The organism is Stenotrophomonas sp. GD04145 (genome assembly GCF_029835135.1).
GTDB classification, from domain to species: Bacteria; Pseudomonadota; Gammaproteobacteria; order Xanthomonadales; family Xanthomonadaceae; genus Stenotrophomonas; species Stenotrophomonas maltophilia_P.
In genome coordinates this window covers 23,643-44,549 of the sequence record NZ_JAODZG010000028.1, presented here as the reverse complement: position 1 = coordinate 44,549, position 20,907 = coordinate 23,643, and the positions used below count along the sequence as shown (strand labels likewise).

The window sequence follows — 20,907 nt, the reverse complement described above, 5'->3', positions numbered from 1 at the left end:
GGTGGCAGGGGTGTGAGCGGCATGGATGCCGCGACCAAGCCCCCATGGTCGGGTTTACGGCGTCCCCTGCCACCGGATCCACCCCGCCATCCCACGCGAAGCCCGCTGTTGCTGTGGCAGTTGAAGTTGCTTGAGGCGGGTGCAGGGCGCAGCCCTGCCGATACCCTCCCCCCGCCCGGGCTGGCAGAATAGGGATCTCTGCCGTAGACCGAAGCCGACGATGCGCCTCTCCCAGTTCCACCTGCACACCACCAAGGAAACCCCCAGCGACGCGGAGCTGACCAGCCACCGCCTGATGCTGCGTGCGGGCATGATCCGCAAGCTCGCCTCCGGCCTGTACACCTGGTCGCCGCTGGGACTGCGCGTGCTGCGCAAGGTCGAACGCATCGTGCGGGAGGAAATGGATCGCGCCGGTGCCGTGGAGTTCCAGATTCCGACCATCCAGCCCAAGGAGCTGTGGGAGCAGACCGGCCGCTGGCAGAAGTTCGGGCCGCAGCTGCTGAAGATCAAGGATCGCAAGGACCAGGTGTTCTGCTACAGCCCGACCGCCGAGGAAGCCGCATGCGACTTCGCGCGCAGCGAACTGTCCAGCTACAAGCAGCTGCCGGTGAACTTCTATCAGATCCAGACCAAGTTCCGCGATGAGATCCGCCCGCGCTTCGGCGTGATGCGTGCACGCGAATTCCTGATGAAGGACGCCTATTCGTTCCACCTGCACGACGAGTGCCTGGTGCGCGAGTACGAGAACATGAAGGCCGCCTACAGCCGCATCTTCACCCGGCTGGGCCTGGACTTCCGCATGGTGCAGGCCGATTCCGGCGCGATCGGTGGCGACGCGTCGCAGGAATTCCATGTGATCGCCGATTCGGGCGAGGACGCGCTGGTGTTCTCCACCGGCTCGGACTACGCGGCCAACATGGAAGCGGCGATCGCCGCGGAACCGGCACCGCGCGCGGCAGCCGGCGAGACGATGCGCAAGGTCGAGACCCCCACCCAGAAGACCTGCGAGGACGTTGCCGCCCTGCTCGGCATCGCCCTGCAGCGCACGGTGAAGTCGGTGGCGCTGATGACCGCCGAAGGGTTCGTGCTGGTGCTGGTCCGTGGCGACCACGAGGTCAACGAGATCAAGCTGGGCAAGGTTGCCGGCCTGGAAGAGCAGCGCTTTGCCAGCGAAGCGGAGATCGCCGAGTACCTGGGCAGCGTGCCCGGCTTCCTCGGCCCGGTTTCACCGGCCAAGGCGATCCGCGTGGTGGCCGACCGCGAAGTGGCGGCGATGTCCGATTTCGTGGTCGGTGCCAATGAAGCAGGCTTCCACCTGGCTGGAGTCAACTGGGGCCGCGACCTGCCGGAACCGGAAGTGGTCGATATCCGCAACGTGCGTGCCGGTGACCGTGCGCTGGACGGCGGCGAGTTGAAGATCGCCCGTGGCATCGAAGTCGGCCACGTGTTCCAGCTTGGCCGCAAGTACGCCGAAGCGCTGGACGCGACCGTACTGGACGAGAACGGCAAGGCCGCAGTGATGGCAATGGGCTGCTACGGGATCGGCATCTCGCGCGTGGTCGCTGCCGCGATCGAACAGAATCATGACGATGCCGGCATCATCTGGCCGGACGCGATGGCGCCGTGGCAGGTGGTGGTGTGCGTCATCAACCCCAAGGGCGATGCCGCTGTGGCCGAAGCCGCTGCCGGCCTGCTGCAGGAACTGCGCGATGCCGGTCTCGATGCCGCGCTGGATGATCGCGGGCTGCGCCCGGGTGCGATGTTTGCCGACATGGAGTTGATCGGCATCCCGCATCGCGTGGTGGTCAGCGAGCGCGGCCTGGCGGCCGGCACGTACGAGTACCGCTCGCGACGTGCAAGCGAAGCCGAAAGCCTGGATAAGGCTACCCTGCTGCAACGCCTGCAGGGTTGAGTGACCGGACCGGGGCATGCCCCGGTCTTTTTCTTTGCACCGGCGGTGGGCCGGTGAATATGCAGCTGGACATAATCCGGTCAAAATGGTCACGATGCAGTCGGTCCATCGCCATACCCTGACCTGCATGATTTGTACTGGATTTAATTCATCATTATCCTGTGCGCCGACGCCACGGACCGGCTCGTCCCTGTCCCTTATTAGTTTCCGGAGTAACCGTAGATGAGCATCGACCTGACCGGCCTGTCGGCACGCGAGCTGGGCGCATTGATCCGCACCGCGAAAAAGCAGCAGACCATCGTCGCCAAGCGTCGCCCGATCGCCAAGGTGCGGGCCCAGCTGAGCAAGCTGGCCAAGACCGAGGGTTACACCATCGAGGAGTTGTTCGGTACCGCTACCACGGCTGCCAAGCCACGCGCCCGCAAGGCAGCGGCGCCGTCCAAGACCGCCGGCCGCAAGCTGGGCAAGGTCGCCCCGAAGTACCGCAACCCGGCCAACCCGAAGGAAACCTGGACCGGCCGTGGCAAGCAGCCGCGCTGGATGGCCGAGCTGACCGCCAAGGGCAGCAAGAAGCCGGAAGATTTCCTGATCAAGAAGGCCTGAGGCCGGATCGGAAAGAATGAAGAACGCCGGCGCAAGCCGGCGTTCTTCATTCCATCACAACGTCTTGCGCGCCGGCATCAACAGGTTGCCGAACAGCAGGCCCGCCACCAGCGCCATCACCACGTTGAGCACGGTCAGGAACACGCTCTGGCCGGCACCGACATCCTGCTGCTGGACGAGCGTCAGCACGCCACGCAGGCTGGTGCTGCCAGGGACCATCATGATGATGCCCGGCAGGCGGATGATCGCACCCGGACGCCCGGCCAGCCGACCGAACAGGTTGCCGCCGGCGGTCAGCACCATCGCCGACAGGAAGATGCCTGCCGGTGCCCCCCAGGCGTGCCCGCCAAACTTGGAAATGGCATAGCCGGCCACGGACGCGGCAATCACCCAGGGATAATCGCGACGGCTGGCCTTGAACAGCATCGCGAAGGCGAAGGCCGCGGTCAGCAGCGACCCCCACTCCACCCACGGTCCCTGCGGTCGCGAGGCACGGATCACCGGGTCCAGGCCCAGCACATCGGCCAGGGTCACCGCGATCATCGCGCCGACGCTCAGTTTCATGATCGTGGTCAGCGCACCGGCAAACCGCGCGGTGCCTGACACCCAGTGCTGGCTGGCCAGTTCGTTGACCGCATTGGTCAGCGACATGCCGGGCAGCAGCACCACCAGCGAGGCGATGATCACCGTGTTGAGGTTGAGCGCGCCGACAAACGAAGCGACCAAGGTGGCAACCAGGCCGGCCAGAAGCGCGGCCAGCGCCTCGGCGGCCTCGCGGGTCGCCGGGCGACGGTCGGTGACCATGCCGAGCAGGCCGATCATCAGGCCGATGACACCGGCGGTGGCGATGTCCAGCCAGGGCAGCTTCCACATGCCGGCGACACCGGCCGCGCCGAGCGTGAACGAGAGGATGGTGCGGAGCTTGCCGCGACGGCCGGGATCCTTGTCCAGCTGACGCAGCGCGGTGTGCCCCTGCGCGATGCTCATCCGCCCGTTGGCCACTTCCTCGGCGATCCGGTCGGCGACACTGAGCTTGTGCAGGTCGTTCTCGCCCGGTGCCAGGCGGATCACGCGGGTGATGTCGCTGGAGCCGATCGCCTGGGCCGGGTCGCTGAAGCTGAGGATGATGCCGGTGGGGTTAGACCACGGTTCACAATCGAGATCGAGCTGTTTTGCCAGTGCGACCACGGCCGTTTCCAGACGCTGGGCCGTGGTGCCGTAGCTGTGGAGGCGGCCGGCGATCTCGGAAACGAAGGCCACGCGCTGCGCGTAGGTGGCCTGGGGCGTGGGGATCGTGTGAGCGTCTGCGGACATGCGCCGTAGTATTACCTAGGCCGGGCCCCACCGGAGGAATTCATCCTGGTTCAACGCGAAGCACAATACAGAACGGTTATGCTGCGACCCGAATGGCCCATGTGACCCAGAACCTCGCCCCCCAGCTCGAACAGGACGCCCACGACCCCGGGCTGATCCGCCTGTCCGGCCACTGGACCTTGAAGACCGCGCTGGCCGCGGCCGAGGTGCTGCGCGCCGTTCCCGACAGACTGACCGGCATTGACGCCACGGGCATCGAGCAGCTCGATTCGGCCGGCGTACTGCAGCTGTTGCGCGTGGCCCATCGCGCCGACCTCGGTGAGGATGCGCTGCAGTTCCGGCCGGATCACCAGGCACTGGTGTGCACCATCGAGGAAGTGGCCGACGACCGGCCCAAGCCCAAGCGCGACTTCGGCGTGCTGGCCGCGCTGGAACGGCTGGGCGTCAGCATGCATGGCACCGGCCACAACATCGTAGCCCTGGCCAGCTTCCTCGGCGAGGCGATGGTCAAGACCGCTCGCCTGGTCAAGCAGCCGCGGCGCTTCCGCCTCACCGCCACCGTGCATCAGATGGAGCAGGTGGGCCTGGACGCCGTGCCGCTGGTGGCGCTGCTGTCCTACCTGGTCGGTGCGGTGATCGCGTTCCTGGGCTCGACCATCCTGCGCGACTTCGGCGCGGAGATCTACGTGGTCGAGCTGGTCAACATCGCCTTCCTGCGCGAGTTCGCCGTGCTGCTGACCGCGATCGTGCTGGCCGGCCGCACGGCAAGCGCGTTCACCGCGCAGATCGGCGCGATGAAGGCCCGCGAGGAGATCGATGCGATGCGCACGCTGGGCCTGGACCCGATCGATCTGCTGGTACTGCCGCGCCTGTTCGCGTTGCTGGTGACCCTGCCGCTGCTGACCTTCATCGCGATGATTGCCGGCCTGGCCGGCGGCATCACGGTCGGCGCGTTCGATCTGGACATTCCGCCGCAGATGTACATCGCGCGGATGCACGACACGATGGAGGTGCGGCACATGCTGGTCGGCCTGTCCAAGGCGCCCGTCTTCGCGGTGGTGATCGGCCTGATCGGCTGCCTGGAGGGACTGAAGGTGACCGGCACCGCGCAGTCGGTCGGCGAGCGCACCACATCCAGCGTGGTGCAGACCATCTCGCTGGTGATCATCATCGACGCCTTTGCGGCGTTGTGGTTCATGCATATGGACTGGTGACATGAACACGACCTCCGGTTCCGGCACCTTCAAGATGCGTGATGACGATGGCCATGACCTGGCCATCCGCGTGCGTGGGCTGGTCAACCGCTTCGGCAGCCAGACCGTCCATGAGGACCTCGACCTGGACGTGCGGCGCGGCGAGATCCTCGGCGTCGTCGGCGGCTCGGGCACCGGCAAGTCCGTGCTGATGCGCTCGATCCTGGGCCTGCGCGTGCCGGATGAAGGACAGATCGAAGTGCTCGGCCGCGATGCGCGTGCCGACGATGCCGAAAGCCGGCTGCATATCGAGCGCAACACCGGCGTGCTGTTCCAGGATGGCGCGCTGTTCTCCTCGCTGACCGTCGGCGAGAACGTGCAGGTTCCGCTGAAGGAGCATCATCGCGACCTTCCCGAACGCTGGCACTACGAGCTGGCACTGCTGAAGGTGAAGCTGGCCGGGCTACCCGCCGATGCGATCAACAAGCTGCCCTCGCAGCTGTCCGGCGGCATGCGCAAGCGTGCCGGCCTGGCCCGCGCGCTGGCACTGGACCCGCCGCTGCTGTTCCTGGACGAACCGACCGCCGGCCTGGACCCGATCGGCGCGGCGGCCTTCGACCGGCTGATCAAGACCCTGCAGGAAGCGCTGGGCCTGACCGTGTTCCTGATCACCCATGACCTGGACACGCTTTACGCCATCTGCGACCGCGTCGCCGTGCTGGCCGACCACAAGGTGATCGCCAACGCACCGCTTGCGGAAATCGAGAAACTGGATCATCCGTGGATCCAGGAATACTTCCACGGACCACGTGCGCGTGCCGCGCGTGGCGAACAGATCGAGAGTGCCTGAGCCATGGAAACCAAAGCCAACTACGTGCTGATCGGCGCGTTCACCCTGATCACCGGCCTGGCCCTGCTGGCCTTCGGCCTTTGGGCGGCCAAGTACTCATCCGACCGCACCTGGCAGGAATACCGCGTGGTGTTCCGCGAGGCGGTGACCGGCCTGTCGGTCGGCAGCCCGGTGCAGTACAACGGCATCGCGGTCGGCTCGATCATCGAGCTGAACCTGGTACCGGACGATCCGCGCCAGGTGGTGGCGCGCATCCGCCTGAACTCCACCACGCCGGTGAAGACCGATACCCGTGCCAAGCTGGCGATCACCAGCCTGACCGGTCCGTCGATCATCCAGCTCAGCGGCGGCACGCCGCAGTCGCCGGCACTGACCACGGTCAACAAGGACCCGGCGCCGATCATCCCGACCACGCCTTCGGCATTGCAGAACATCACCGATGTGGCCAACCGCATCGTCGAGCGCATGGACCAGATCCTCAGCGATCGCAACGTGGCGTCGATCAACGCGACCCTGGCCAACCTGGAAACCATCAGCGGCGGACTGGCCGACCGTGACCAGGGCACACAGGCGCTGCTGCTCAGCGCGCGCGATGCCGCACGCAGCCTGGACACCACGCTGAAGACCACCAACGGCACCATCGAGCGCCTCGACAGGAACCTGGTGCAGCAGCTGCCGGGCATCATCGACAAGCTCGACGCTACCCTGGTCAAGCTCGATTCGGCTGCCGGCAATGCCGATTCGATCCTTGGCGAGAACCGCGCCGCGATCAACAGCTTCGCCAATGACGGGCTCGGCCAGCTGGGCCCGACCCTGACCGAACTGCGTGGCCTGATCCGCGACCTGCGCCGGGTCAGCGACCGCCTCGAGAACAACCCCGCGCGCTATCTGCTCGGCCGCGATGCCCCGAAGGAGTTCGAACCCAAATGAGCCCGACCCTCTTCCCACGCCTGCTGCTGCCAGGCCTGGCCCTGGCGCTGCTGTCGGGCTGCTCGATCCTCGGCAGCGGCGACAAGAATCCCGTCACCCTGTACTCGCCTGCCGTGCAGGTGAAGGTCGATCCCAGCTGGCCCCAGGTCGCCTGGCAGCTGGTGCTGGCCAAACCCAGCGCGGCGCGCATGGTCGACAGCCCGCGCATCAACGTGCGTCCCACGCCGTCGGAGCTGGAGATCTACAGGGGTGCCAGCTGGGCCCAGCCGGCCACCGACATGATCGAGGACACGCTGCTGCGCGGTTTCGAGGACTCCGGCCGCATCAACGGCGTGGCCCGCACCGCCGCCGGTATCCGCGCCGATTACAAGCTGTCCACGGACATCCGTCGTTTCGAGTCGGACTACCAGGGCCAGGCCACGCCGACGGTGGTGATCGAACTCAATGCCAAGCTGATCCACGTGGCCGACCAGCGCGTGGTCGCTGATCGCACCTTCCGTCAGGCGCAGCCCGTTGGCAGTACCGATGTGCCGGCGGTTGCGGCGGCGTTCGAACGTGGCCTGCAGCAGATCGCGCAGGACGTGGTCGGCTGGACGCTGGTCAGTGGGCAGAACGACAGCGCCGCAGCACCGCGCTGATCCCTCGCTCAGCGCGGCGTGATCCAACGGAATGTCAGGTTGATCCGCTCGCCCTGGGCCCGCGCCATCTTCGGCAACGCGTGCTGATAGAAGCGCTGGGTGCTGCCGGCCATCAACAGCAGATCGCCATGGCCCAGCAGGAACTCCGCCTTGCGTGCCGGCTCGTCGCGTCGTCGCAGCAGGAAACGCCGCGCCGCACCCAGGCTCAGTGAAGCGATCACCGGCGCCGGTCCCAGTTCGGGTTCGTCGTCGCTGTGCCACCCCATGTAATCGCCACCATCGCGGTATCGATTGAGCAGCACGCTGTTGAACCGGCCGATACCCTCTTCCTGCAATCGCACGCGCAGCGCCTGCAAAGCCGGCAGCCAGGGCCGCGGGACGAACTCGGCGCCGGAATACCGGTAGCGCGCCTGCGGATCGCCGATCCAACTGCTCAGCCGCGGCGAATCCACCCAGTGACCGAACATCCGGATGCGGTGCACATCCCAGGCCACCTGTTCGCCCAGTGTCCGCTGCAGCGCATCCGCCCGATCCGGCAGCAGCCAGCCCGGAACATGACGGACGTCGGCATCGGGCAGCTCGTGTGGAAACAGCATCGGGATCGCCAGGCAGTGTCGGGGCGGCACGAGGCCGCCCCGCCGGACTCAGGCACGCCGGAACGGCACGCCGGTCTTTTCCTTCAGTTCGTCCTCGCCAACCCCCGGCGCGGTCTCCACCAGCACCAGACCGGCATCGGTCACGTCGAACACAGCCAGATCGGTGATGATGCGGTCGACCACGCCCACGCCGGTCAACGGCAGCGTGCATTCGGCCAGCACCTTGTGCTCGCCGTTCTTCGCGGTGTGCTCCATCAGCACCACCACGCGCTGCACGCCGGCCACCAGGTCCATCGCGCCGCCCATGCCCTTGACCATCTTGCCGGGCACCATCCAGTTCGCCAGATCGCCCTTGTCGGTCACCTGCATCGCGCCAAGAATGGCCAGATTGATGTGGCCGCCACGGATCATGGCGAAACTGTCATGGCTGCCGAAGTAGCTGGCACCGGCGCGCGCGGTCACGGTCTGCTTGCCGGCGTTGATCAGGTCGGCATCGACCTCGGCTTCGGTCGGGAACGGGCCGATGCCAAGCAGGCCGTTCTCGGATTGCAGCCACACGTCCACGCCCTCGGGAATGTGGTTGGCGACCAGGGTCGGCAGGCCGATGCCCAGGTTCACATAGGCACCGTCGGTCAGTTCACGGGCGGCGCGGGCCGCCATCTCATCGCGGGTCCACGCCATGTCAGTTGCCCTCCGCACGCACGGTGCGCTGCTCGATTCGCTTTTCAGGATGCGCGTTGTGCACGATGCGATGCACATAGATCCCCGGCAGATGCACCTGGTCCGGATCGATCGCACCGACCGGCACCACCTCTTCCACTTCGGCGATGCACACCTTGCCGGCCATCGCGCAGGCAGGATTGAAATTGCGCGCGGTCTTGCGGAACACCAGGTTGCCGGCTTCGTCGGCCTTCCACGCCTTCACCAGGGCAACGTCGGCACGCAGCGCGGTTTCCAGCACATAGTGCCTGCCGTCGAATTCGCGGGTCTCCTTGCCTTCGGCCACCACCGTGCCGTAGCCGGTGGCAGTGAAGAAGGCAGGAATTCCGGCGCCGCCGGCACGCAGGCGCTCGGCCAGGGTGCCCTGTGGATTGAATTCCAGCTCCAGCTCACCGGCCAGGAACTGGCGCTCGAACTCCTTGTTCTCGCCCACGTACGACGAAATCATCCTGCTGATCTGGCGTGTTTCCAGCAGTTGGCCCAGGCCGAAGCCATCGACGCCGGCGTTGTTGGAGATCACGGTCAGGCCCTTGACTCCACTGTCGCGCAAGGCTGCGATCAGTGCCTCGGGTATGCCACACAGGCCGAAGCCGCCGACGGCCAGCGTCTGGCCATCGGCGACCACGCCCTCCAGCGCCTGGGCCGCGCTGGCATAGCGCTTGCTGCGCTTGCCGCCGGTATTGGACTTGTCCATCGCTTTGCTGTCCCACACGGTAAGGATGCCCGCATTCTAGCGGCACACCCGCATCCGGCTGGGATGCGCCGCAGCAATTGCGGCGTGCCCTCAGCCGCGCGCGATCGCGGCCATGACCTGCTTCAGGCCGTCCTGCCACGGCGGCAGCACGATGCCCAGCGCCTGCTGCAGGGCGCTGTTGTCCAGCACCGACCAGGCCGGCCGCCGCGCCGGGGTCGGATACTCGGCACCCGGAATCGCTTCAACCACCGGCACCCTGTGCAGGACACCGGTTGCCAGCGCTTCGGCGAAGATCGCTTCAGCGAAGCCGTGCCAGCTGGTCTGGCCACTGGCGGTGAGGTGCCAGGTACCGGAGAGCGCGGCAGGATGCTGCAGCGCGAGCGCGGTGACATCGGCGATCAGCGCAGCCGGCGTCGGCGTGCCGATCTGGTCGGCCACCACACGCAGATGGTCGCGCTCTGCGGCCAGGCGCAGCATCGTGCGCAGGAAGTTCGCGCCGTGCTCGGCATACACCCATGCGGTACGGAAGATCAGGTGGCGGCCACCGGCAGCGCGCACGGCGTCTTCGCCATCGCGCTTGCTGGTGCCATACACACCCAGCGGCGCGGTCGGCTCGTCCTCGCGATAGGGCGCGGAACCTTCGCCGTCGAACACGTAGTCGGTGGAGTAATGCACGAACGGCACGCCCTGCGCCTGGCACCAGCGCGCGATCACGCCCGGGGCCTGCGCATTGGCGGCGAAGGCGGCCTCGATGTCCCGCTCGGCGCGATCCACGGCGGTATAGGCCGCCGCATTGACCACCACCGATGGCTGCACGCGATCCAGCAGCGCCGGCAGGCTCCCGGGCTGGCCGAAGTCCGCCGTCTCGCAGGGGCTGCCATCAGGCAGCCGGCCACTGCGGGTGGTGGCGACCACCGGCCCCAACGGCGCCAGCGCGCGCAGCAGCTCCTGGCCGACCTGGCCGTTGCCACCCAGCACGAGAACCGTCATGGCGCGAAGACCGGCAGACGTTCCTCGGCGATGTCCTTCAGGAACGGCGCATGTTCGTCCTTGGGCGAGAGCGTCGGTGCGCCCACCGGCCAGTCCACTGCGATGTCCGCGTCGTTCCAGCGCACTCCAGCATCGGCTTCCTTCACGTACACATCGGTACACAGGTAGTGGAACAGCGCGGTGTCGGACAGCACCGCAAATCCGTGCGCGAAGCCTTCCGGAATCCAGAACTGGCGCTTGTTCTGCGCGCTCAGCACCACCGCTTCCCATTGGCCGAAGGTGGGCGATCCGCGGCGGATATCGACGGCCACGTCGTACACCTCGCCTTCCAGCACGCTCACCAGCTTGCCCTGCGGTCGCGGCCACTGGTAATGCAGGCCGCGCAGCACGCCCTTGCTCGATGAGGAGACATTGCTCTGCACGAAGCGGTCGGGCAGGCCCAGCTGGCCGAATCGCGCCGCATTCCAGCCTTCGAAGAAGAAGCCGCGCTCGTCACCGAACACCGCCGGTTCAATCACCACACATCCCGGCAACCGGGTTTCAATCACTTTCACGGAACCACTCCACGCAATGCAAGTGTGTGCAGGTACTGGCCGTAGCCATTCTTGATCAACGGAGCGGCCAGCGCTTCCAGCTGCTCGGCATTGATCCAGCCCTGCCCGAACGCCACTTCTTCCGGACAGCAGACCTGCAGGCCCTGGCGCGTCTGGATGGTCTCGATGAAGTTGGACGCTTCCAGCAGCGACTGGTGAGTGCCGGTATCCAGCCATGCATAGCCACGCCCCAGCGCCTCCAGATGCAGGCTGCCCGCACCGAGATAGCGCTGGTTGAGATCGGTGATTTCCAGCTCGCCGCGCGGCGAAGGCCTCAGCTCGGCCGCATAATCGCTGGCGTTGCCATCATAGAAATACAGGCCGGTGACCGCGTAGTTGGAACGCGGGTTCTCCGGCTTTTCGACCAGGCCGACAACCCGGCCGTCCTTGTCGAATTCGGCCACGCCGTAACGCTCGGGATCGTTGACCCAGTAGCCGAACACGGTCGCGCCATCGGTGCGGGCGTCGGCCCGCCGGAGCACGTCGCGCAGGCCGTGGCCATGGAAGATGTTGTCGCCGAGGACCAGGCAGCTGGGCTTGCCGGCGACGAACTCGCGGCCGATCAGATACGCCTGCGCCAGCCCATCCGGACTGGGCTGCACGGCGTACTGGATGTCCATGCCCCACTGCGAGCCATCACCCAGCAGCTGCTGGAACAGGGCCTGCTCATGCGGGGTGTTGATGATCAGCACTTCCCGGATGCCGGCCAGCATCAGCACGCTGAGCGGGTAGTAGATCATCGGCTTGTCGTACACGGGCAACAGCTGCTTGCTGACGCCCTTGGTGATCGGATACAGCCGGGTGCCGGTTCCGCCGGCGAGGATGATGCCCTTGCGCTGGGTCATGACGTCTCCTGGGTTCAGGCCGTAGTGCCGATGCGCTGCAGGCGGTAGCTGCCGTCAAGCACGCCCTCGACCCAGTCCTGGTTCTCCAGGTACCAGTCAACAGTGAAGGCGATGCCCTGCTCGAACGTGTGCGCCGGCTGCCAGCCCAATTCGTTCTTCAGCTTGCTGGCATCGATCGCATAGCGACGGTCATGGCCGGGGCGATCGGCCACATGGGTGATCTGGCTGCTGCGCGGCTGCCCGTCAGCGCGCGGACGGCGCTGGTCCAGCAGAGCGCAGATCGCATGCACCACCTCGATGTTCTGCCGTTCCGAATTGCCGCCCACATTGTAGGTCTCGCCCACCCGGCCCTTGGCCAGCACGGTGCGGATCGCCTCGCAGTGATCGGACACGAACAGCCAGTCACGCACCTGCCTGCCGTCGCCGTACACCGGCAGCGGTTCGCCGGCCAGCGCCTTGGCGATCACCAGCGGGATGAGCTTTTCCGGGAAGTGGTAGGGGCCGTAGTTGTTGGAGCAGTTGGTGGTCAGCACCGGCAGCCCGTAGGTGTGGTGGAACGCACGCACCAGGTGATCGGACGCGGCCTTGGACGCCGAGTACGGCGAGTTCGGCGCGTACGGGGTGGTCTCGCTGAACGCGCCGGTCTCGCCCAGCGTGCCGTACACCTCGTCGGTGGACACATGCAGGAAGCGGAACGCTGCGCCGCGCTCGGCCGGCAACGCCTTCCAGTAGTCGCGCACCGCCTCGAGCAGGCCCAGGGTCCCCACCACATTGGTCTGGATGAAGGCCCCGGGGCCATCGATGGAGCGGTCGACGTGGCTCTCGGCCGCGAAGTTCAGCACCGCATCGGGCTGATGCTCGGCGAGCAGGCGGGCGACCCGCTCACGGTCGCCGATGTCCCCGTGCACGAACACGTGGTCCGGATTACCTTCCAGGCTGGACAGCGTCTGCAGGTTGCCGGCGTAGGTCAGTGCATCGAGGTTGACGACCTTGACGCCACGGGCCACGGCCTCGAGGACGAAATTGCCGCCAATGAACCCGGCGCCGCCGGTGACAATCCAAGTTGGCACTACCCGTTACTCCTGTTCGATCAAGGCTCCCGCGCCGCCTGGCAGTCGGGTGCAGCGCAGCAGGATACATCGGGCCCACCTTTACCACTGCCTCTGACGGGTGAACAGAGCCCCTTCCCTGAGAGAGCATTAGTGCGCCGCAGCACAACCATACGCATTCGCATGGTTGCCCCAAGCCAGCTAGAATCGGGATCCCACCCCCGAACCGGTTGCTGTCAGGACCGGACGTTCTCCCTGTTACTGAAGGACCCCGTACCAGATGAAAATCCTCGTCGCATACAAGCGCGTGGTGGACTACAACGTCCGCATTCAGGTCAAGCCGGACGGTTCCGGCGTGGTCACCGACGGCGTCAAGCTGTCTCCCAATCCTTTCGATGAAATCGCCCTGGAAGAAGCCCTGCGCCTGCGCGACAAGGGCATCGCCACGGAGGTGGTGGTGGCCACCATCGCCCCGGCCGACGCCCAGGCGCATCTGCGCAACGGCCTGGCCATGGGCGCCAACCGTGCCGTGCACGTGGTCACCGACCAGGCCATCCAGCCGCTGACCGCCGCGCGCACCCTGCTCAAGCTGGTCGAGAAGGAGCAGCCGGACCTGGTGATCCTCGGCAAGCAGGCCATCGACGATGACGCCAACCAGACCGGGCAGATGCTGGCCACGCTCTGGGGCCGCCCGCAGGCGACCTTCGCCAGCAAGCTGGACATCGCCGATGGCAAGGCCACGGTGACCCGTGAGGTCGACGCCGGCCTGGAAACACTGGAAGTGGATCTGCCGGCGGTCGTCACCACCGACCTGCGCCTGAACGAGCCGCGCTTCATCAAGCTGCCGGACATCATGAAGGCCAAGGCCAAGCCGCTGGAAACCCTGCAGCTGGCCGACCTCGGCGTTGAAGCCGCCGACACCTTCAAGACCACCCGGTACGCTGCGCCGTCCAAGCGCAGCAAGGGTGTAATGGTCAAGGACGCGGCCGAACTGGTGGCCGCACTCAAGCAGAAGGGGTTGCTGTAATGAGCAAGATTCTCGTCATCGCCGAGCACCACGACGGCAAGCTCAACGCCGCCACCGCCAAGACCGTCAGCGCCGCCGCTGCCATCAGCGGTGCCAGCATCGACGTGCTGGTGCTGGCCGCCGATCCGACGGCCGTCGCCGCCGAGGCCGCCAGGATCGCCGGCGTCGCCAAGGTCCTGACCGTGGCCAACGCCGCCAACGCACAGGCCCTGGCCCAGGTGCTGGCGCCGCAGATCGCACAGCTGGCCAAGGGCTACAGCCACGTGTTCGGCCCGTCCACCACCTTCGGCAAGGACCTGTTGCCGTGCGTGGCCGCCCTGCTGGGTGTCAACCAGGTCTCCGACCTGATGGCCGTGGAAGGCAGCCACACCTTCAAGCGCCCGATCTACGCCGGCAACGCCATCATCACTGTGGAAGCCCCGGCCGACCAGGTCGTGGTCGCCACCGTGCGTGCCGCGTCGTGGCCGGAAGCCGCGCAGGGCGGCAGCGCTGCCATCGAAGCGGCCAGCGTGGATGCGGCACTGCCGACCCACACCCGTTTCGTCGGCCTGGCCGCCGGTGCCAGCGACCGTCCGGACCTGCAGAGCGCCAAGCGCGTGGTCTCCGGTGGCCGTGGTGTCGGCTCGGAAGAGAACTTCAAGGTCGTCTTCCAGCTGGCCGACAAGCTCGGTGCCGCCGTCGGCGCCTCGCGCGCCGCCGTCGATGCCGGCTACGTGCCCAGCGACCTGCAGGTCGGCCAGACCGGCAAGATCATCGCGCCGGAGCTGTACGTGGCCGTCGGCATCAGCGGTGCGATCCAGCACCTGACCGGCATCAAGGATGCCGGCACGATCGTGGCGATCAACAAGGACGGCGATGCGCCGATCTTCGAGATTGCCGATATCGGCCTGGTCGGGGATCTGTTCACGATCCTGCCGGAACTCGAGGCCGCGCTGGGCTGAGCGCCCGCCCGGGGTGCCGCGTAATCAACAGGTTACGCGGCATTCCCTTCCTTCTGGGGCCCGCAGGGACGCTGGCCTGGCTCACCCGTCCTTGCAGTGCCTGTCGCTATAATCCGGGGTCAACCCGTGTAAGGACTGCATTGATGACGCTCCCGTGTTTCAAGGCCTATGACATCCGTGGCCGCGTTCCGGATGAACTGGATGAACGCCTTGCCCGCCGCATCGGCGCCGGCACTGCCGCGTTGCTGGGCCCGGGACCGGTGGTGGTGGGACACGATATCCGCCTGAGCAGCCCCGCCCTCCTGCAGGCCGCCATCGAAGGCCTGACCGCCAGCGGCCGCGATGTCATCGACATCGGCATGTGCGGTACCGAGGAGGTCTATTTCCAGACCTTCCACCGCAAGGCCGCCGGCGGCATCATGGTCACCGCCAGCCACAACCCGATGGACTACAACGGGATGAAGCTGGTGCGCGAGGAGTCCAAGCCGATCAGCGGCGATACCGGCCTGTTCGACATCCGCGACTTCGCCGCCTCGGAGGCGCCGCTGGGAACCGGTCAGGGCGAGGTCCGCCAGGACACCGACAAGTCCGCCTACATCCAGCACCTGCTCGGCTACGTCGACGTGGCCGGCCTGAAGCCGCTGAAGATCGTCACCAACCCCGGCAACGGTGGCGCTGGCCTGGTGATCGACGAACTGGCGCCGCACCTGCCGTTCGAGTTCATCCGCATCCAGCACGAGGCCGATGGCAGTTTCCCGAATGGCATCCCCAATCCGCTGCTGCCGGAGAACCGTGCGGCAACGCGCGATGCCGTGCGCGCGCACGGTGCCGATTTCGGCATCGCCTGGGACGGCGATTTCGATCGCTGCTTCTTCTTCGACGCCGACGGCAACTTCATCGAGGGCTACTACCTGGTCGGGCTGCTGGCGACGGCGCTGCTGGCCCGCCAGGCGGGCGGCAAGATCATCCACGACCCGCGCCTGACCTGGAACACCGTGGAAATGGTCGAGCAGGCCGGCGGCGTGCCGATCATGAGCAAGACCGGGCATGCGTTCATCAAGGAGCGCATGCGTGCCGAAGATGCCATCTACGGCGGCGAGATGAGCGCCCACCATTACTTCCGCGAGTTCGCCTACTGCGACTCGGGCATGATCCCGTGGCTGCTGATCGCGCAGCTGGTCTCCACGACCGGCAAGTCACTGGGCGAGCTGGTGGCCGATCGCATGAAGGCCTATCCGTGCAGCGGCGAGATCAACTTCCGTGTCGACGATGCCAAGGCGACCGTGGCGCGCGTGCTGGCGCATTTCCAGCAACAGCAGCCGGTACTGGACCACACCGATGGCGTCAGCGCGGATTTCGCCGACTGGCGCTTCAACCTGCGCAGCTCCAACACCGAGCCGCTGCTGCGCCTGAACATCGAAACCCGTGGCAATGACGCCCTGCTGCGCGAACGCATCGCCGAGCTGACCGCCCTGATCGGCGGCACGCCGGCAAACCATTAACCGAAGGACGCACCATGAATCCCATCGTTCCCGTCATTCTCTCCGGCGGCTCTGGCACGCGTCTGTGGCCGCTGTCGCGCGAAGCGTATCCGAAGCAGTTCCTGCCGCTGGTCGGCAACGACACGATGCTGCAGGCGACCTGGAAACGCGTTGCGTCGATTGCCGGCGCGGCACCGATCGTGGTCGCCAACCAGGAACACCGTTTCATGGCGGCCGAACAGCTGCGCGAATGCAAGGTGCTGCCGCAGGCGCTGATCCTCGAGCCGGTCGGCCGTAATACCGCGCCGGCGATCGCCATCGCCGCGCTGCAGGCACTGTCGGCCGGCGATGACGCGCTGCTGCTGGTGCTGCCGTCGGACCACGTGGTCCGCAACGAGGCGGCGTTCCATGCCGCGGTCAAGCAGGCCGCCGTCGCGGCCGAATCCGGCAAGCTGGTCACCTTCGGCATCGTGCCGACGGCGCCGGAGACCGGCTACGGCTACATCAAGGCCGCCACGGGTGAAGGCGTGCGTGCCGTCGACCGCTTCGTCGAGAAGCCCGACCTGGCCACCGCCGAACAGTACGTGGCATCCGGCGAGTACTTCTGGAACAGCGGCATGTTCCTGTTCAAGGCCTCGCGCTACCTGAAGGAACTGGAGACGCTGCAGCCGGCGATCCTCGCCGCCTGCCGCAATGCGCTCGACAAGGCCGCACGCGACAACGACTTCATCCGTCTCGACGCCGAGGCCTTCGCTGCCAGCCCGAACGACTCGATCGACTACGCGGTGATGGAAAAGACCGCCGATGCCGCCGTCGTACCGCTCGACGCGGAATGGAATGACGTCGGCTCGTGGTCGGCATTGTGGGAAGTGTCCGACAAGGATGCCGACGGCAACGCCTGCCATGGCGATGTCATCGCCCTGGACTGCAAGGACAGCTATGCCTATGGCAACCGCCTGATCGCGATGGTCGGCCTGCAGGACGTGGTGGTCGTGGAGACCGACGACGCCGTGTTCGTCGGCCACAAGGACCGCGTGCAGGACGTCAAGGAGATTGTCGGCCGGATCAAGCGCGAGGGCCGCAGTGAAGCTGCCGCGCACCGCAAGGTGTACCGTCCGTGGGGCGCCTACGATTCCATCGACAACGGCGACCGCTTCCAGGTCAAGCGCATCACCGTCAAGCCGGGCGCGACCCTGAGCCTGCAGATGCATCACCACCGCGCCGAGCACTGGATCGTGGTCAGCGGCACGGCCGAGGTGACCCGGGGCGACGAGGTCATCCTGCTGTCGGAAAACCAGAGCACGTACATCCCGCTGGGCGTCACCCATCGCCTGAAGAACCCGGGCAAGCTGCCGCTGGAGTTGATCGAAGTGCAGTCGGGCAGCTACCTGGGCGAGGACGATATCGTTCGTTTCGAAGACCAGTACGGCCGCGCGGGAGGCTGATCGGTGAGTGCTTCGGGTGCCGGCCGTTCGAGGCCGTTGTGTGTTGATCTGGACGGCACCCTGCTGCGCAGCGACCTGTTGTACGAGACCTTCCTGAGGATGCTGGCACGGCAGCCCTGGATGCTGTTCGTGCTGCCGTTCTGGCTGCTGCGTGGCAAGGCGCACCTGAAGCACCAGCTGGCAGTCCACGGTGCCGGTGATCCGGCACTGCTGCCGTACGACCCGCGCGTGGTCGAACTGCTGCGGACCAGCAGTGATCGCAGGCGGGTACTGTGCACGGCATCGGACGCGGCACTGGTGGAGCCCATCGCGCGCCATCTGGGCGTGTTCGACGACGTGTTCTGCAGCGATGGACACACCAATCTTGCCGGCCATCGCAAGGCCGATCTGCTGGTGGAGCAGTTCGGCGAGCGCGGTTTCGACTACATGGGCAACGCGCGGGTCGATCTGGCCATCTGGAAGCACGCGCATTCGGCCTGGGTGGTCAACGCCGGTGCCGGCGTCGCCCGCGCTGCGGCGCACTGTTCGGAGCTTGCCGCCCACTGGCCCCGCGAAGGCGGCGGCCCACGCGCCTGGCTCAAGGCGATGCGTGTCCACCAGTGGCTGAAGAACGTGCTGGTATTCGTGCCATTGCTGGCGAGTCATCGTTTCCTGGAGCTGGAGACCACGCTCAACGCGGTGCTGGCGTTCATCGCCTTCGGGCTGTGCGCATCCGGCGTGTATCTGTTCAATGATCTGCTGGACCTCGACTCGGACCGGCAGCATCCGCGCAAGCGCAAGCGCCCGTTCGCCTGTGGCCGGCTGGATCTGCGTTCGGGGCTGCTGGCCACGCCGGTACTGACCCTGGCCGGCTTCCTGCTGGCGGCCATTGTCGCCCCTGCGTTCCTGCTGGTACTGGCCATCTATTTCTGCCTCACCCTGGCCTATTCGCTGCGGATGAAGCAGGTGGTGATGATCGATGTGGTGATGCTGGCCGCCCTCTACACCATCCGCATCGTCGGCGGTGCCGCGGCAATCGACGTCACGCTTTCGTTCTGGCTGCTGACCTTCTCGATGTTCATCTTCCTCAGCCTGGCCATGCTCAAGCGCTACACCGAACTGCGCATGACGCTGGCCAGCGGCAAGGAGAAGCCCAGCGGGCGTGGCTACCACGTCGAGGACCTGGGACTGGTACAGGCCCTGGGTACCGCGTCGGGCATGGCGTCGGTACTGGTGCTGTGCCTGTACATCAACGCGCCGGAAAGCCAGGAGCTCTACGGGCATCCGCTGTTCCTGCGGCTGCTGTGCCCGGTCCTGCTCTACTGGATCTGCCGCACCTGGCTGCTGGCCCACCGTGGACAGATGCACGACGACCCGGTCGTGTTCGCAGTGAAGGATCCCGGCAGCCTGATCACGGTGCTGGTGGGTGGCCTGTCGGTACTGGCGGCGATCTGAATCAGGCACATCACGGCTGCGCCACCGGCGCGCAGCCGTCATTCGAGCGCGGGGAATGACGGTGCCGTCGCTGCCCGCAGGCAGCGCTGGCAACCCGGCCAGGTGGGATCAGGCCGGACGCTCGGGCCCGGTGCGATCCAGCAGCATGGCTTCCTGCAGGTCGTAGAAGCGCCGCAGCGGATAGGCCTGCAGTGCCTGTGCGCGTACCTCGGCACGGCTTGCCGCATCGCGGCTGGCCATCAGGCGCAGCATCGCTGCCGCCAGTGCCGGTGCATCGCCGACCGGCACCACTTCGCCATTGCCGGTGTTCTGCACGATGGTGCGCACGCCCGGCAGGTTCGACGCGATCACCCGTGAACCACTGAGCATCGCCTCCAGCTGCACCATGCCGAACGCTTCATAGCGGTTGACGCTGGGCAGTACCAGCACATCGAGCTGCGCATAGAACGCCTGCAGTTCCTGTTCGCTGACGCGACCGCGCACGTCGACCGCATCCCCCAGCGCGGCGATGCTGCCGTGGATGGCATCCATGATGCCGCCGCCGGCGATGTTGTGGGTATCCCCGACCAGCACCAGGCGGACACGGTCGCCATGCAGGGCATGGACCTGGCTGAAGGCCTCCAGCAGGACAGGCAGGCCTTTCTCGGCGACGAAGCGGCCCACGAAACCAAAGCGGAACACCCCGTCGGTACTCGCCGGGCGATCCTGCCAGGGCATCGCCTTCATCGGCGCCAGCACTTCATGCTGCTTGTGGCGGATACCGGACAACCAGGCCGAAGAGCTCGCGTAATCGTGGGTGAGCACCCCGACATCACGGGCGCGCCGCGTGGCCAGCCAGCAGGACACACGGGTGACGTTCACCGCCAGCCGGTCCAGCAGTCCACCCACCACGGCCATGTCGCACTGGTAGTTCACCACCAGCTTGCGGGCGGGGACCAGCAATGACAGCAGGCCCGATTCCAGCATCGGCATATGCAGGTTGACCACATCATGCTGCCGCGCCAGTCGGCGGAACCAGGTGATGAACTTCCAGCTCAGGACGCCTTTGTGCATGCGGGCGAACACCGGTGCGCGCACCACGCGCACGCCGTTGATGGTCTCTTCCACCGGCAGGGATGCATCGTGCTGGGTGGTGAGCACGGTGACCTCGTGGCGATGGGACAGGTCCTCGGCGAGCATCCGCGCGAATTCAGTCACCCCGCTCATGTAGGGCGTGTAGTAGGTCAGAACGATCAGGATCTTCATGCTCAGCTCGCGCTCACCAGTACCACGCCCAGCACGATCAGGCCGATTCCGGCCATGCGCAGTGGGCCGATGTGCTCGCCCAGGAACAGCACGGCAAGCACCGGTGTCACCACGTAGGTCAGGGCGATCATCGGCTGCAGCTTGGTCAGTGGCATGTACTTGAGCAGCACCACCCACGACACCAGCGGGATCATCTGCAGGATGAAGCCGGTCACCAGTGGCAGGTTGAACGCAGACGACAGCATGGGCAGGAGGCCGTCGGAATAGGTGACACGCCCTGCCCCGACCTTCAGCAGGACGGTTCCACAGGCGCCGAGGATGACCAGGCCGAAGACGATCAGGAGTTGCATGGGAGACCTCTTGCGCCGTGGCCGTGGCCCGACGCTGTTCGATGGATGATTGCGAAG

General features: G+C 66.4%; 21 protein-coding genes. 11 read left to right on the top strand and 10 right to left on the bottom strand.

Features of this window, described 5'->3' with window-relative positions:
* The first annotated feature begins 220 nt into the window (after window positions 1-220).
* Together N7367_RS13735 and N7367_RS13730 are read left to right on the top strand one after the other, a co-directional pair.
* A complete protein-coding gene (locus N7367_RS13735; protein ID WP_053516953.1) occupies window positions 221-1,912 on the top strand; it encodes a proline--tRNA ligase in 1,692 nt (563 codons plus the stop codon).
* Between the two features lie 222 nt (window positions 1,913-2,134).
* The gene (locus N7367_RS13730) at window positions 2,135-2,515 is read left to right on the top strand and encodes an H-NS histone family protein (RefSeq protein ID WP_053516955.1); all 381 of its coding nucleotides are present in this window, start codon (window positions 2,135-2,137) and stop codon (window positions 2,513-2,515) included.
* A gap of 54 nt (window positions 2,516-2,569) precedes the next feature.
* Here N7367_RS13730 and N7367_RS13725 read toward each other — a convergent pair whose 3' ends face one another.
* Entirely contained in the window at window positions 2,570-3,829 is a 1,260-nt protein-coding gene (locus N7367_RS13725) for a threonine/serine exporter family protein (RefSeq protein WP_053516956.1), read from the bottom strand.
* A 92-nt stretch (window positions 3,830-3,921) separates the two neighbouring features.
* Here N7367_RS13725 and N7367_RS13720 point away from each other — a divergent pair, with 92 nt between their 5' ends.
* Genes N7367_RS13720 through N7367_RS13705 form a run of 4 tightly spaced genes read left to right on the top strand, consistent with a single transcriptional unit; the run spans window position 3,922 to window position 7,440 of the window.
* Window positions 3,922-5,043, top strand: coding sequence for an ABC transporter permease (locus N7367_RS13720; protein ID WP_279942589.1), 1,122 nt, complete (start codon window positions 3,922-3,924; stop codon window positions 5,041-5,043).
* A 1-nt stretch (window position 5,044) separates the two neighbouring features.
* Window positions 5,045-5,872 (top strand): ABC transporter ATP-binding protein, encoded by an 828-nt coding sequence (locus N7367_RS13715; protein ID WP_279942588.1) that lies wholly within the window; start codon window positions 5,045-5,047, stop codon window positions 5,870-5,872.
* A gap of 3 nt (window positions 5,873-5,875) precedes the next feature.
* Window positions 5,876-6,802 (top strand): MlaD family protein, encoded by a 927-nt coding sequence (locus N7367_RS13710; RefSeq protein ID WP_053516959.1) that lies wholly within the window; start codon window positions 5,876-5,878, stop codon window positions 6,800-6,802.
* Window positions 6,799-7,440 carry an ABC-type transport auxiliary lipoprotein family protein gene (locus tag N7367_RS13705; protein WP_180875770.1) on the top strand — a complete coding sequence of 214 codons (642 nt, stop codon included), beginning with the start codon at window positions 6,799-6,801 and terminating at the stop codon, window positions 7,438-7,440. The genes N7367_RS13710 and N7367_RS13705 overlap by 4 nt, the downstream gene beginning before the upstream one ends.
* Window positions 7,441-7,448: 8 nt before the next feature.
* Here the strand turns inward: N7367_RS13705 and N7367_RS13700 are convergent, their stop codons facing one another.
* The 7 genes from N7367_RS13700 to rfbB form a co-directional block, all read right to left on the bottom strand.
* Window positions 7,449-8,036: an alpha-ketoglutarate-dependent dioxygenase AlkB gene (locus tag N7367_RS13700; protein WP_053516962.1), complete on the bottom strand. Its 588-nt coding sequence runs from the start codon at window positions 8,034-8,036 to the stop codon at window positions 7,449-7,451.
* A 48-nt stretch (window positions 8,037-8,084) separates the two neighbouring features.
* Window positions 8,085-8,717, bottom strand: coding sequence for a CoA transferase subunit B (locus N7367_RS13695; protein WP_053516963.1), 633 nt, complete (start codon window positions 8,715-8,717; stop codon window positions 8,085-8,087).
* Between the two features lies 1 nt (window position 8,718).
* A complete protein-coding gene (locus N7367_RS13690) occupies window positions 8,719-9,450 on the bottom strand; it encodes a CoA transferase subunit A (RefSeq protein WP_053516964.1) in 732 nt (243 codons plus the stop codon).
* Between the two features lie 90 nt (window positions 9,451-9,540).
* Window positions 9,541-10,440: a dTDP-4-dehydrorhamnose reductase gene (gene rfbD / locus N7367_RS13685; protein WP_279942587.1), complete on the bottom strand. Its 900-nt coding sequence runs from the start codon at window positions 10,438-10,440 to the stop codon at window positions 9,541-9,543.
* Window positions 10,437-10,994, bottom strand: a complete 558-nt coding sequence (rfbC, locus tag N7367_RS13680; protein WP_053516966.1) for a dTDP-4-dehydrorhamnose 3,5-epimerase — start codon at window positions 10,992-10,994, stop codon at window positions 10,437-10,439. Before rfbC ends, rfbD begins: the two co-directional genes overlap by 4 nt.
* Entirely contained in the window at window positions 10,991-11,878 is an 888-nt protein-coding gene (gene rfbA / locus N7367_RS13675; RefSeq protein ID WP_197600664.1) for a glucose-1-phosphate thymidylyltransferase RfbA, read from the bottom strand. The genes rfbC and rfbA overlap by 4 nt, the downstream gene beginning before the upstream one ends.
* Window positions 11,879-11,892: 14 nt before the next feature.
* Window positions 11,893-12,948, bottom strand: coding sequence for a dTDP-glucose 4,6-dehydratase (rfbB, locus tag N7367_RS13670; protein ID WP_065175347.1), 1,056 nt, complete (start codon window positions 12,946-12,948; stop codon window positions 11,893-11,895).
* Between the two features lie 259 nt (window positions 12,949-13,207).
* Here rfbB and N7367_RS13665 point away from each other — a divergent pair, with 259 nt between their 5' ends.
* The 5 genes from N7367_RS13665 (at window position 13,208) to N7367_RS13645 (ending at window position 19,255) form a co-directional block, all read left to right on the top strand.
* Window positions 13,208-13,954 (top strand): electron transfer flavoprotein subunit beta/FixA family protein, encoded by a 747-nt coding sequence (locus N7367_RS13665; RefSeq protein WP_053516970.1) that lies wholly within the window; start codon window positions 13,208-13,210, stop codon window positions 13,952-13,954.
* A complete protein-coding gene (locus N7367_RS13660) occupies window positions 13,954-14,895 on the top strand; it encodes an electron transfer flavoprotein subunit alpha/FixB family protein (protein WP_279942586.1) in 942 nt (313 codons plus the stop codon). The genes N7367_RS13665 and N7367_RS13660 overlap by 1 nt, the downstream gene beginning before the upstream one ends.
* Before the next feature lie 143 nt (window positions 14,896-15,038).
* Window positions 15,039-16,397 (top strand): phosphomannomutase, encoded by a 1,359-nt coding sequence (locus tag N7367_RS13655; RefSeq protein WP_279942585.1) that lies wholly within the window; start codon window positions 15,039-15,041, stop codon window positions 16,395-16,397.
* 14 nt (window positions 16,398-16,411) lie between these two features.
* Window positions 16,412-17,821, top strand: coding sequence for a mannose-1-phosphate guanylyltransferase/mannose-6-phosphate isomerase (locus N7367_RS13650; protein WP_065175349.1), 1,410 nt, complete (start codon window positions 16,412-16,414; stop codon window positions 17,819-17,821).
* A 3-nt stretch (window positions 17,822-17,824) separates the two neighbouring features.
* Window positions 17,825-19,255 carry a UbiA family prenyltransferase gene (locus tag N7367_RS13645; RefSeq protein ID WP_279942584.1) on the top strand — a complete coding sequence of 477 codons (1,431 nt, stop codon included), beginning with the start codon at window positions 17,825-17,827 and terminating at the stop codon, window positions 19,253-19,255.
* Between the two features lie 108 nt (window positions 19,256-19,363).
* On the opposite strand, the gene N7367_RS13640 is transcribed toward N7367_RS13645, so the two are convergent.
* Both N7367_RS13640 and N7367_RS13635 read right to left on the bottom strand, forming a co-directional pair.
* The gene (locus N7367_RS13640) at window positions 19,364-20,500 is read right to left on the bottom strand and encodes a glycosyltransferase family 4 protein (protein WP_111186688.1); all 1,137 of its coding nucleotides are present in this window, start codon (window positions 20,498-20,500) and stop codon (window positions 19,364-19,366) included.
* 2 nt (window positions 20,501-20,502) lie between these two features.
* Window positions 20,503-20,850 carry an EamA family transporter gene (locus N7367_RS13635; protein ID WP_053516976.1) on the bottom strand — a complete coding sequence of 116 codons (348 nt, stop codon included), beginning with the start codon at window positions 20,848-20,850 and terminating at the stop codon, window positions 20,503-20,505.
* Window positions 20,851-20,907: the final 57 nt, after the last annotated feature.